We start from the raw sequence: 13,175 nt of genomic DNA on the forward strand, positions 1-13,175 counted from the left end.
CCTCACCGACAACGTGGGCACCTTCCACGTACGCCCGTTCGTCGACGGCGACGGGGACGGCACGTATCAGCACCGCGTCGACCGCGAGCCCTCGATCGTGCGCACCGTCCTCCTGGGGCGGGTCACGTTCGTCCTCGACAGCAGCGTGGAGCCGCCCGGCACCTTCGCCCACCGCGGCGACGGCGCCGGCGGGATCATCATCGAGACCGGCAACCCCGCCTTCGACATCACCCGGCCGGCGACGGCGGCGGTCCACTTCCTCGTCCAGGCCGACCTCGTCACCGGCGGGGCGAACGGACGGCGCGCCGCCGGGCAGTACCACGCCGGGTGGATCAACAACGAGACCGCCCCGGAGGGCATCCGCGGCACGTTCGTCGACGACACCGGTGGCGCACCCGTGGTCCACACCGACGCCTCCGTCGTCGCGTCCAACGGGGCGGCGGCCACCGGGGTCCAGAACGGGGGACCGGCATTCCTGCCCGGGGACCCGGCCCCGACCCTCATCGTCCCGCCCACGCTGGACTCCGGCTTCGGTGCCGGTCTCGTCGGCATCGGCGGCGAGACCGCCACGTTCGGCGTCGGCGGGATCCGGGCCCGCACCCCCCGGGCCGTGGGGGAGCGGTGGATCGTCGAGGACATCGACAGCCCCGGCGACTCCGAGCCCGGCACCCACCCGGCCGACCCGGCGGCCACGCTGCGCCGCTTCGCGTGGGGGTTGGACTTCGTGGCCACCGTGGGCATCTGGACGAACATCACCGGTGTCATCGCCGCCACCGGCGACCCCGCCGACCGCGTCTACACGGCACTGATCCAGAAACGCTGGACCCAGCGGGGAGAGTGGACCATCGACCCGGCCACCGGCGCGGTCACCGTCGCCGTCCCGCCCGTCTCGACGATCACCGGCACGACGATCACCTCGCCCGCCGTGGCGATCGGGGACACCACCATAGAGGTGCGCTTCCCCGCCGTGCTCGACAACCTGGCCAGGGACTCCCGCGCATGAGCACCTACGCCGTCACCTCCGAGGTCCTGGACAACGCCACGATCGTCCAGGTCGTGGTCGAGGACACCGACTGGGGGCCCTGGACGCCCGCGACGCCGGGGATCGAGCAACGCTCCGGCACGGTGACGGTGCGCCTGGCGGACGTGCTCCGCGGCGCCCTCGCCGAGGCCCCCGGGGACGTCCTCGGCGTGCCCGTGGCCCAGCGCCGCCACACGGGGCGTCGGCCGGTCGGCGGCCTGGGCCCGTGGGCGGCCGCCCCCACCGACCCCCGCGCCGCCCGCGTCGCGTTCGCCGCCGCCGCCGCCACCCTCGCCGCTGCCCTGGACGAGGCACACTGCCGCCGGATCGTCCTGGCGGGGGCGGTCCTCGCCGACCTGCGTCGCGCCACGGGGTTGCTGGGGACGGCCGCGACGGCGGAGGTGCTGCTCGCCGCCGCCGAGGGGCACCGCGGCGAGGCCGGCGCCCTCTTCGCCACGTTCGTCTGGGTGGCGGCCCGCGAGGCGTTGCGCGACTCCCTCGACCGGTTCGACCGCCTCATGGCCGTCGCGGAGGACCCCGGCACCCGCGTCGAGGCCCAGGAGACCTACCTCGTCGCAGCGCACGAGGACATGACGTTCACCGGGACGTTCTCGGCCGCCCACCGCGCCCGCCTGGCCCGGGCGATGCTCCGCAGCGCGCTCGACCCCCGGCTCGGCACCCGCCGCCGCCACCTGCTCAGCGTGTACCTGCCCACCCTCGTCGGGCTCGAGGCCGAGCAGACCCTGCCGGTCGCCGACGTCCTCGGTGACGACCCCGGGCTGCGCGAGCAGGTCCGCGCCGAGCTCGACGACCCCCGCGACCCGACCACGACGAGCCCCGCGCTGCGCGCGTGGCTGAGGGAGGGCTGAGCCGTGCTGCGCCCCGCCTACCGGGTGCGGATCGGCGACCACGTCGTCGACACCACCGCCGAGCCCCGGGCGAGCACGATCGTGGAGATCGTCGTCCGCCTCGACCTGGCCACCCCGGCCGACGAGGTGACGATCGTCCAGGGGCAGGTGGGTGGGCTGCGTGCCACCCCGGGGGACGAGCTGTCCGTGGACCTCGGCTACGCCGACGACGAGACCGGCCCGGTCCGGGTGCTCACCGGCACCGTCGTCGCCGTCGAGCCCGACCTGCGCACCGTGCGGGTCGTGGGCCACTCCCGCGCGGACGCCCTGCTGCGCACCCGGGTGGACCGCACCTTCGAGGACACCACGTCCGGGGACGTCGTGCGGGCGCTGGCCGCCGAGGCCCGCGTGGCCGTCGCCCGCGCCGAGGACGGCCCCGCGATCGAGGCGTACGTCGTCGACGGCCGGCGCGACGCCGCCCGCCACGTCCGCGACCTCGCCGCGCTCGCCGGCTTCGACACCTATCTCACCCCGGACGGCGAGCTCGTCTTCGAGGCGCTGTCCGGGAGCCGCACCGTGCACGTCCTCACCTACGGCGAGCACGTCCTCGAGGCCGGCCTCGCCCGGGCCCGGCCCGCCGCCGGCACCGTCCGGGCGTTCGGGGAGAGCCCCGGCGCCTCCCGCGGGGACGAGTCCTGGGCGTGGCTCACCAAGGAGTTCACCGCCGCCGTCGCCGGCACCGGGGCCCCCACCCGGGTGATCGAGCGCGGCGCCCTGCGGACCGCCGCCGCCGCTTCCACCGCGGCCACGGCGCTCGCCGACGCCCTGGCCGCGGCCGCACGCACCGGCCGGGTGCTCATCCAGGGCCGCCCCCAGGTGGCGCTGGGGGACCTGGTACGGCTCGAGGACTTCCCCGACCGCGCCGACGTCGCCGACCTCGACGGCAACTACCAGGTCACCGGCGTCGTGCACCGCCTCGACAAGACCGCCGGGTTCACCACCGACGTCACCTTCCGCAGCCTCGTCGGGGCTGCCGCGACCGCGGCCGGCGGCGCGGCCGGCCTCCCGGGAGGCACGCCATGAGCACCATCGTCGACACGATCGCCGCCATCGTCCGGCACGAGCTCGCCGCCGTGCGCACCACCGAGCTCGGCGTCGTCGAGGACGTCCACCCGCACACCGCGGCCGACGACGACGCCAACTACGGCGTCGACGTCACCCTGAAGAACTCCGGCCTCGCGTTGCGGCGGGTGCCGGTGGGCACCGGGCACATCGGCACCGTCGGCATCCCCAACGTCGGCGACCTCGTGCTCGTCGCGTTCGAGGGCGGCGACGTCAACGCCCCCATCGTCATCGCCCGCCTCTACGACGACGTCGACCGGCCACCCACCTCGACCACGGACGAGATCGTGCTGCGCCTGCCGCTCGCCGCCGCCGACGAGAAGAGCGTCCTCGCCGCCCTGCGCAACCACCAGGACGCGGACCCGCCGCGCGAGCTGATCATCGAGATGCCGCCCAAGATCACCGTGCGCATCGTCGACGGCACGGTCACCGCCACCGCCGGGCAGACCGAGCTGCGCCTGGACCAGTCCGGCGCGAGCGGCGGCACCGTCGAGGTCAAGGCCGGTCGCACCACCGTGACCATGGACCAGGACGGCGACGTCACCCTCAGCTCCGCCGGTTCCGTCACCCTCGACGCCGCCACCGACCTGACCCTGCACGCCGGCACCTCCATCACGCTCGACGCCGGTACGTCGCTCACCGCCAAGGCCGGCACCACCGCCACCGTCAAGGGGCTCCAGGCCGCCCTCGAGGGCAGCGCGGCCGCCACCGTCCAGGGCGCCTCGATCAGCGTCAAGGGCCTGACCCAGTTCACCCCGTGACCACCAGCCGGGCCGCCCCCGCGGCGGCCCATGAGGAGAGGAGGAGACGTGCCGGGACCACCGGTCAGCATCGGCGCGAGCGTCCTGGTGACGCCCGGCGCCGCGGGTGCGCCCGACAGCGGGACGATCATCGCCGTCCTGCCCCCGGTGGTGCTCGCGGGCGGGCTGCCCGTGGCGACGTCGGGGTCGATCTGCCTCATGGTCAACTCCCTCACCGGCGTGCCCTACCCGCTGGTCATCGGGCCGGTCGGGTCGAGCGCCGGGGTCCGGGTGGCGGGCCGCGGCCTGGTGCGGGTGGGGGACCGGATCCCTTCCCCGCCCGGCGTGCTCCTCGTCATCGGCCCGCCGTCCGCGGGGTTCGTCACCGACGGGTGGCCGCCATGACACCCACCGACCCCAGGAGGTCCCGATGAGCACCCCCGCCCCCGAACGCTCGGCGCTGCCCGGCACCGACCTGCGCCTGCTCGGGAACCTGCGCACCGCCGAGCAGCGCGAGCGCGGCGCCGACCTGCTCACCGGCCCCCGCCCCCAGCTCCTCGTCCCCGGCGAACCGGACCCCGGCCACGACCTCGTCCCCGTCACCGGCTTCGAGAACCTTCAGCAGGCCCTGCTGCTGCGCTTCCTCACCGAGGTCGGCGAGCTCGCCCACCTCGGCCACCCCACCTACGGCAGCCGCCTGCACGAGCTCGTCGGCGAGCCGAACACCCCCACCACCCGCAACCGGGCCAAGCACTACGCCCTCCAGGCCCTCGCCGAGGAGCCGCGCGTCGCCACGGTGCGCGCCGTCACCGTGACCACCGACCCGGCCGACCCCACCCGCATCGACGTGCGGGCCGCCGTCGTCGCCATCGACCGGGTGACCGAGCTCAACCTCGTGTTCCCGATCCCGCTCGCCGGAGGTCTGCCGTGAACCCGGACACCGCGTCCCTCATCCACCGCCCCTACGGTGACCTGGTCGGGGACATCCTCACCTCCGTCATCGGTGGCGTCGTCAACGAGCCCATCCGGTTCGACCGCAAGATCGGCACCTACCCCCTCGCCGAACCCGCCGCCGCGATCCGCTCCATCACCGGCACCGCCGACGGCGCCCCCCGCACGTTCCTCCTCGCCATCGACTTCGAGTTCACCGGCCCCGCGACGAACTCCGTCGCCTGGCTCGACGACGGCACCTCGCCCGACGACGACACGACCTTCGCGGTCGACTACTCCCGCGTCGAGTCCCGCTCACCGCTGTCCGACATCAACGTCGGCTCCGTCACCCGCACCCTCACCGAGGCCGTCGGCCGCGAGATCGCGGTCGTCTACGAGCAGATCGACCTCGCCTACCTCTCCGCCTTCGTCGACACCGCCACCGGCACCTCGCTGGACCACGTCGTCGCCATCCTCGACGTGACCCGCAAGACGGCGGAGTTCGCCCAGGGGCTCGTGACCTTCTTCCGGGCCGGCGGCGTGGACGGCAACATCACCATCCCGGCCGGCACCCGGCTCACCACCGCGGCGGGCGACGTCGTCTTCGCCACCACCCAGCCGCGCACCCTGCAGCGCGGGCAGGTCCGCATCGACGCGCAGGTGCGCGCGGGCGTCGGCTTCCCCGGCGAGATCGGCCTGGTCGACGCCGGCGCCATCTCCCAGATGTCCCAGCCCGTCGCCGGCATCGAGCACGTCAGCAACCTCGACCCCACCATCCGCGCCGCCGCCGACGAGACCGACGAGGAGCTCCGCGCCCGCGCCAAGGCCGCCCTGCGCGCCCTCGGCAAGGCCACCCTCGCCGCCCTGGACCGCGTCATCCGCGAGGGCCGCGGCACCCCCGTCGAGTTCTTCGACCCGAACTCGCCCCTGCCCACCCGGTCCGAGCCCGGCACCGTGACCGTCGTCGTGGACGCCGAGCCCGAACGGCTGCCCGGCCTGGTCGACTCCGTGCACGAGACGCGTGCCGCCGGGGTCCTCGCCACCCTGGTGGCCCGGTACGTGTTCCTCACCCCACGCGTCCGGGCCGTCATCACCCCGGGCCTGTCCGCCCCCGGGCAGGAGCAGGTGCGCGCCGACGTCGTCGCCGCGCTCCAGGCCTACGTCGACGGCCTCACCCAGGGCGACCCGGCCGACGGCACCGCGATGCTCGCGGCCATCGGCGCCGTCGAGGACGTCACGGCCGCGGTGATCGTCGACGTCGTCGTCACCCGGGCCGACCTCGCCGGCCCCGACGGGAGCGGGGGGCTGCTCGACGCCCTCGTCCAGGCCGTCACCCTCGCCCCGGGGCAGGACGCGGCGACCCTGCGCGCGGCGCTCACCGGGGCGCTGGACGCAGCCGGGTCCCAGGCCCCCTCGGGCGGGCGACTCCCCGACCGCTCCCTGCTGGTCTCCACCGTGAGCGGGTCGGGCGGTCGGGGCGCCACCGACGAGGAGATCGAGGCCGGCACGTTCCGGGTGGCCGCGACCGTGGCCGGCGAGGACTGGTGGATCGCGCTCGACATGGTGCCGGGCGACGTCGCGACGGAGGACGGCAGTGCCTAAGGCCGACCGCATCCTGGCGAACCTGCCGCCGACGTTCCGGCTGCGGGGCGACCCCTCCGCGCTGCGCGTCGTCGTCGACGCCTACGGCGGGGAGCTGCAGAGCGCCGAGAACTCCCTCATCGCCGTCATGCGCGCGCACTGGGTCCCCTTCGCCGACGCCGGGGAGCCGGCGATCACCGACCTCGCCCTCTTCGCCGCCCTCTACGGGCTCGCGCCCCGCCCGGACGAGAGCGTGGCGGAGTTCCGCGAGCACCTGCTCCGCTTCGTCCGCACCCACCTCGAGGGCACCGTCACCGTCCGCGGCATCGTGCGGATCACCGCCGAGGCCCTCGGCCTGCACATCGAGGACGAGGCGCTGGAGACGTGGTGGGAGCGGGCCGACCCGGTGGTGGTCACCGAGCAGCCCCGCGGCGCCGACGCGGGGACCCTGGTGCTGGGCACCGCCGCCGCCGCGGTCGCCGGGCGCGACGCCGCCCCCGGTACCCTGCGCGGGCTCGTCGATCTCGGCCCCGCCGTCGACCTCACCGGCCCGCACACGCTGTGGGTCGCCCGCGACGACGGCGGCGCCGTGCCCGTGGACCTGACCACCGGTGTCGCGGACCCGGCCACCGCCACCCCGGCCGCGATCGTCGCCGCGATCGACGCCGAGCTCACCCCCGGCTCCGCCCGCATCGAGGAGGGCCGTCTCGTCCTCGTCTCGGCCACCACCGGGCCCGGTTCCGCCGTCGCCGTCGAGGACGGTCCCGACGACGCCGCCGACCTCGTGCTCGGCCTGCGCCCGCGCACCTACACCGGTCAGGACGCCACCCACGCCCGGATCGTCGGCACCGCGGACCTGTCCACCCCGCTCGACCTGCGCGCGGAGCGGTACCTGCGCCTCGCCGTCGACGACGAGCACCTCGCCGAGGTCGACTGCGCCGCCGCCGCGGCGGACCCGGCCGCCGTCGACGTCGCCGAGGTCACCGAGGCGATCAACGCCGCCCTCGGCGAGAGCGTCGCCACCGACGACGGCCGGTTCCTCACCCTGACCGCACCGACCCTCGGCGACGCCGGCTCCATCGTGCTGCTCGCGGCGGCAGCGCAGGACGCCGCCCGTCGCCTGCTCGGGAACCCGCCCCCGTTCGCCGTGGGCTCTGCCCCGCGCCCGGCCCGCCTCGTCTCCGACCGTGCCATCGGCCGCGGGGTCGACCTGTCCGAGCACTCGGCGCTGCGCCTGGCGCTCGACGACGAGCCGGCTCTCACCCTCGACGTCGCCGGCCTCGACCCCGCCGCGACCACCCCGGCGGAGATCGTCGCCGCCGTCAACGAGGGCCTCGGCGCCGAGGCCGCGTCCCACGACGGCGACCGCATCACCCTCGTCTCCCCGACCGACGGCGCCGGGGGCGTGCTGCAGGTCGCCGAGGTCACCGGCGACGCCGCCCCGGAGGTCCTCGGCCTGGCCCCCCGCTCCGCCCGCGGCACCGCCCCCGTCACCGCGAGCCTGACCGGCACGGCGGACCTCTCCGCCGGGGTCAACCTCTCCTCGCGGTATCTCCTCCGGCTGCGGGCCGACGGCGGCCGGCTCGTCACCGTGGACCTGCGCACCGGCGTCGCCGACCGCACCGCCGCGCAGGTCGGTGAGCTCGCCGCCGCCATCAACACCGCCCTCGGCGCCGACCCCGCGGATCCCGTCGCCACCGACGACGGGTCCCACCTCATCCTCGTCTCCACCCGTCCCGGCGCGGCCGGGTCCCTCGCCGTCGAACCGCTCGTGGTGACCCGACGGCGCCGGTTCGTCACCCGGGCCCGGGTCACCGACGACGCCGCCACCACCGTGCTCGGGTTCACGGCCCGCCGGGCCGTCGGCACCCCGGCGACCGCCGCGCGGCTGGCCGGCACCACCAACCTCACCGGTGGTGCGGACCTCGACGTCGACCGGTACCTGCGCGTGCGGGTGGGGGACCGGGCCGGCGTCGACGTCGACTGTGCCGGGCCCCGCCCCCGCGCCACCACCGCGGCCGAGGTGGTCGCCCGGCTCGTGGTGGTCCCCGGCCTGGTCGCGGAGACCGACGGGCGCACGCTCGTGCTCACCGACCCCGACGTCGGCGCCGGCTCCCGGGTGGCGCTGGAGCCGCCCCGGGTGCTGGACGCCCTGGGCGCCGTCCTGGGCGTCCCGCCCGGGCTGGTGCGGGGCGAGGGCGCCACCGGGGTGCGGCTGACCGGCACCGTCGACCTGTCCGCCGGCGTCGAGGTCGCCGCCGACGCCGCCCTGCGCCTGGGCGTGGACGGCGCCACTCCGGTGGACGTGCCCCTCGGCGACGGCGTCGCACCGGCGGTGCGACCGCTCAGCCAGCTCGTCGCCCTGGTCAACCTCACGCTCGCGGCGCAGGTCGCTGCGCACGACGGCACCCACCTGCTGCTCACCTCCCCGACCACCGGCGCCGCCAGCGCCCTGGTCATCGAGCCGCCCACGGCGGGCACCGACGCCACCGCCGCCGTGCTCGGCCTCACGCCCCCGCGCACCTACACCGGCCGGGCGGCCACCGCCGCCCGCGTGGTCGGCACCGTCGACCTCACCGGCGGGGCCGACCTGCGCGCCCCCGTCCTGCCCCCGCGCCCGGCGGCCGACCCGGCCCTCGCCCACCTGCTGCGCATCGCCATCGACGGCGGTGCGACCGTCACCGTCGACCTGCTCGCCGCCGGCCCCCCGCCCGACCCCGCCGCCGTCGACGCGGCCACCCTCACCGCCGCCATCCGCGCGGCCACCGCCGCCGACGCCGCCGCCACGCCCATCCCCGGCGGCCTCGCCGTCGTGCTGACCTCGCCCACCACCGGGCCCGCCAGCCGCATCGACCTGACCCGGGCGGTGGCCGGCGACGCCGCCCCGCGGCTGCTCGGCGCCGCCGGGGCCACCGCCACCGGCACCGACGCCGCCCCCGCCCACATCGCGGGCGAGGTGGACCTGCTCGGCCCCGCCGACCTCGGCGGCCGGTCCGTGCTGCGCCTGGCCGTCGACGGCGCCCCGCCCGTGGACGTCGACGTCGCCGGCGTCACCCCCGCCGCCACCCTCGCCGGGGAGATCGTCGGCGCGATTGAGGCCGTCCTGCCCGGGGTCGCCGCCGTCGGCCCGGACGACCGGCTGGTGCTGACGTCCCCCGCGCCCGGAGCGGGCAGCGCCGTGGAGGTGGCGCCGGTGCGTCACCTCGAGGTCGTCGAGTACCCGCCCACCACCGAGACGGTGACCACCGCCGTCGCGCACGGCGCCGTCGTGGCCCTGACCTCCACCGGCGCGGCCGACGTGCCCGGCCGCGTCGAGGTCGGCACGACCGGTGGGGTCAACGGGCCGACCCTGAGCGACCCCGCCGCCGGCTGGTCCGTCCACGTGGACACCCCCGTCCCCGCCGGCGGTCTGCTGGTCCTGGAGGCCGTCCCCACCGGCGGCGTCCACGCCCACGTCCTCGACCGCGGCACCCGGCACGACGTGCCCGCCGACCACGTCCACGTCGACCCGCCCCCGGACCCCGCGCCCGTGGGCGCGGCCCACCCGGCCCGTCCCGGTGCCCGCCGTACCCCGGCCCTGACCGTGCGCCGCGGGCCCAACCGGTGGAGCTGGACCGAGTGCGCCGCCGCCCGCTTCGACGACGCCGCCTTCGACAGCGACACCTTCGCCGGCGGGCCGTGCGTGAGCGAGGCCGTCTTCGACGTCGGCCGGTTCGCCCCCACCGACCCGCCCGCCGTCTTCGCCACGGCCGGCCCCCGGGCCGCGACGGCCCAGGTCACCGTGACCTGGGACAGCCACGCCGCCGGCGCGTTCGAGGTGCACCTGCCGGCGGACCTCGACCCGCGGTTCGGGCGCCCCTTCGGGCAGGCCCGGTTCGGCTCCGCCGAGCCGGAACGGGTCACCGGGGTGGTCATGGACCCCGTCGACGACGACGACTTCGTCATCACACGCGTCAATGCCGAGTCCCGGCTGGTCGAGACGCGGATCGCGGCCCGGGTGCCGATCGGGTGGGCCGCCGTCCCGCTGCCGTTCCGGGACCCGCGGCGCCTCACCCTCGGCGGGCCGGCCGCGGAGGCGAAGCTCTACGTCTCCGGCCCGGGCCTGGCTCCCCGGTTCCTCGAGATCCGCGCCGCCGAACCGGGCCCCTACGGCAACGACATCACCGTCTCCGCGCGCGTCGTCGGGCCGCAGATCTACGACCTCGAGGTGCACCTGCCGGGCACCCGCTTCGAGAACGCCCGCGCCGTCGTCGCCGGGCCGGCGCCGCCGACCCTCGCCGAGGCACTGCTCCGACCGACCGCGATCGGGGTCGGCACCGCGAAGGCGGCGGGCGTGCGCGCCGTCGTCACCAGGGACCTCACCGAGCTCCCCGTCCAGCCAGGCGGGCTCGGCCCGCAGGAGGAAGGAACATCATGAGCGAACCGACGCCCTACGTCCCGCAGGAACCGGGCGACCTCGTCACCGCGGACGCGTGGAACGAGATGCAGGAGAAGATCTACGCCGACATCCGGGCCTCCTCGACGGCCGCGGCCGAGGCGATCACACACGTGGCCAGCGCCGACGACGCCGCCCACCTGGGCGGGCTCGACATCGCCGCCCTCACCGACGAGGTGATCCGACGGGTGCTCGACGACGCCCGCGGCCGCACCGGCTACCAGCAGCTCTTCAAGGTGCTCAAGGGCACCGACGTCACCGTGATCGAGCACGGCCTGGGCACCGCGCCGCTCGTCGACCTCTACCAGCTCGAGTACTTCGAGGTCGCCACCCGCGAGGACGACGAGACCCGCGCCTCGTTCGCCACGTTCTACCTGTGCCAGGCCGAGGAGCGTCGGGTCCGGGTGCCCAACGCGGCGGGGACCGGCCGGCGGGCCGTGGACATCCAGCCGCCCGACGGGCCGGACCTGGGCATCCCCCTCGCGGAGATGCTCACCCGCTACGAGGTGCCCTACTCCGACACCTCGAGCCTGGACGACCTCGAGACCGAGTTCTGGCAGGCGTTCTTCGCCGACCCGAACGATCGGTTCAACGACGACCAGTACTCCCACTCACCCTGGTTCGAACGGTGCTGCAAGGAGAAGCAGACCGTGAAGAAGCTCAAGGACAACGGGGACTGGGACGACATCCTCTTCATCATGCACCCGCGCAAGACGGTGAACTTCGCGGGGATCGACGAGGGCGGGGACGGCGAGGTGCGGCTGCCGCGGCCTGCCGACGTGGGCGTGCAGCACCTGGACGACAACCGCACCGCCCTGTGGTTCCGGCCCCCGCACCGGGCGGACACCGGGCTCGAGTCCCGGGCCCGGCTCTACATCAACGACCCGAGCTCGCCCGTGGTCGACCCCGACTCCGACGACGTCAACACCGACGTCACCGGTCGGTTCGAGCGCGAGCTCAAGCTGATGGTCCTGCTCAAGGTCTGACCGCGTGCCCGCCCCGGCCGTCGCCGGCCGGGGTGGGCAGGAAGGGGGAGTGCCGTGGAGGTCCACGCACGCCACGACGGCGCCGCACTGCCGTTCGAGCGCGACCGGCGGCTGGTGCTGCGCCGGCTGCCGGCCGGCACGGTCCTCACCCGGGCCGTCTTCACGCTCACCCCGGTCAGCACCGACGCCGGCCGCCGCTTCCTCGAGACCATCAGCCTGCCCACCGGGACCGGGTCGGGCACCTGGGGGGCGACGAAGGTCGTCACCTCCGGGACGAACGGCGCGCTCGAGATCGACCTGCACGCCCGCCGCCGCCTCGCCTCGCTCACCGGCACCGGGCTCACCACCGCGCCCCTGCTGGTGGACCTCGGCGGCGGGTTCATGGCCGTGGACTCCGGCGGCGGATTCTCCGACGGCCCGCCGTACCTGCTGAGCACGGCCGATCTGCCGGGGCTCACCGTCACCGGCCTGCGGGTCCCGGCCGCCGGGGCGGAGGCGTCCGCGCTGCGGGTGTCCTCCCCACCGAGCAACGTCAGCCTCGCCGTCGCGGGCGGGCCGGTGTTCTTCTCGCACTTCGGCGACCTCGTCGAGCCGGTCACCACCCCCGACGTCGCCGACCTGCTGCAGGCGCTGCTGCCGGACCTCGACATCGAGCACGGCTGCCACGTGGTGTCGTTCGTGCTGCACTCCGACTCCATCACCCGGCTCGACGTCACCCTCGACCTCGAGCTCGAACTCGCCGTCGCCGCGACGCCACCAGGGGTGCGGACCGTCGTCGCCCCGTACCGCTACGACGGCGCCCCGGTGGCCGGCGGACACCTCGCCGTGGCCGTGCCGCACGGCATGGTCGCCGTCCCGGGCGAGACCGCCGGGCGCGTGCAGGGCGCCTTCGCCGCCACCCGGGTGGTGCACGGCCAGGTGACCGACGCCACTGCCACCGGGCTCGTCCTCGTCGAGGCCGGGCAGGGGCTGGCTCAGCCCTTCGTCACCGCCACCACGGAGGTGTTCACGTCCCTGGACCTGCTGCTGAGCGCCGTGACCGCCGAGGCCAGGGTCGCCGTCGACCTCGTCGGCGACCTCGACGGCAAGCCCGGGCGGGCGTCGCTGCTGCCCCGCCCCGCCGAGCTGGCCCTGACCCGGGACTCCGCGGGCGCCCCCACCTGGCTCAACGTCACCCTGCCCGGCGAGGTCGAGGCGGTGGCCGCGCGGCGCACCTGGCTGGTGGTGCAGTCGCTCGCCGGCACGGTGACCTGGAGCGCGGCCACCTCGCCGGCGGACGAGGGCACCGCGGGGCCGGGGCCGGCGCTGCAGCACACCCGCGACGGCGGCCTGTCGTGGCGGGCGGCCGCGACCAGGAGCACCGCCGCGGGCGCCGCCCCGACCGCCGCGGGTGCCGGCGCGGTCGGTGCCGCCCCCGCCGGGCTCGGGGCCGCCCTGCGCCTGCGGCACACCACGACCGGGTTCCAGGTCCCGCTCGAGCTGCGGGTCGGCGGCGCCGGTGGCGAGAGCGCC

At 76.2% G+C, this 13,175-nt stretch carries 8 protein-coding genes and 2 pseudogenes; all 10 read left to right on the forward strand.

Annotation, left to right across the window (positions count from 1 at the left end; translation table 11 throughout):
- Positions 1 to 1,003: pseudogene (locus ACYC1Z_RS04925) on the forward strand (peptidoglycan-binding protein); the annotation flags it as partial.
- Entirely contained in the window at positions 1,000 to 1,890 is an 891-nt protein-coding gene (locus ACYC1Z_RS04930) for a hypothetical protein (RefSeq protein WP_461408427.1), read from the forward strand. The pseudogene ACYC1Z_RS04925 and the gene ACYC1Z_RS04930, both read left to right, overlap by 4 nt.
- A gap of 3 nt (positions 1,891 to 1,893) precedes the next feature.
- Positions 1,894 to 2,952, forward strand: coding sequence for a hypothetical protein (locus ACYC1Z_RS04935; RefSeq protein WP_461408428.1), 1,059 nt, complete (start codon positions 1,894 to 1,896; stop codon positions 2,950 to 2,952).
- The gene (locus tag ACYC1Z_RS04940) at positions 2,949 to 3,752 is read left to right on the forward strand and encodes a phage baseplate assembly protein V (RefSeq protein WP_461408429.1); all 804 of its coding nucleotides are present in this window, start codon (positions 2,949 to 2,951) and stop codon (positions 3,750 to 3,752) included. Before ACYC1Z_RS04935 ends, ACYC1Z_RS04940 begins: the two co-directional genes overlap by 4 nt.
- Positions 3,753 to 3,800: 48 nt before the next feature.
- Positions 3,801 to 4,136 carry a hypothetical protein gene (locus tag ACYC1Z_RS04945; protein ID WP_461408430.1) on the forward strand — a complete coding sequence of 112 codons (336 nt, stop codon included), beginning with the start codon at positions 3,801 to 3,803 and terminating at the stop codon, positions 4,134 to 4,136.
- Positions 4,137 to 4,161: 25 nt separating this feature from the next.
- The gene (locus ACYC1Z_RS04950) at positions 4,162 to 4,662 is read left to right on the forward strand and encodes a GPW/gp25 family protein (RefSeq protein ID WP_461408431.1); all 501 of its coding nucleotides are present in this window, start codon (positions 4,162 to 4,164) and stop codon (positions 4,660 to 4,662) included.
- Positions 4,659 to 6,263, forward strand: coding sequence for a baseplate J/gp47 family protein (locus tag ACYC1Z_RS04955; RefSeq protein ID WP_461408432.1), 1,605 nt, complete (start codon positions 4,659 to 4,661; stop codon positions 6,261 to 6,263). The genes ACYC1Z_RS04950 and ACYC1Z_RS04955 overlap by 4 nt, the downstream gene beginning before the upstream one ends.
- A complete protein-coding gene (locus ACYC1Z_RS04960) occupies positions 6,256 to 10,659 on the forward strand; it encodes a hypothetical protein (RefSeq protein ID WP_461408433.1) in 4,404 nt (1,467 codons plus the stop codon). Before ACYC1Z_RS04955 ends, ACYC1Z_RS04960 begins: the two co-directional genes overlap by 8 nt.
- Positions 10,656 to 11,663 (forward strand): hypothetical protein, encoded by a 1,008-nt coding sequence (locus ACYC1Z_RS04965; RefSeq protein ID WP_461408434.1) that lies wholly within the window; start codon positions 10,656 to 10,658, stop codon positions 11,661 to 11,663. The genes ACYC1Z_RS04960 and ACYC1Z_RS04965 overlap by 4 nt, the downstream gene beginning before the upstream one ends.
- A 54-nt stretch (positions 11,664 to 11,717) precedes the next feature.
- Positions 11,718 to 13,175 (forward strand): annotated as a pseudogene (locus ACYC1Z_RS04970) (helix-hairpin-helix domain-containing protein); the annotation flags it as partial.

The organism is Georgenia sp. (genome assembly GCF_054605595.1).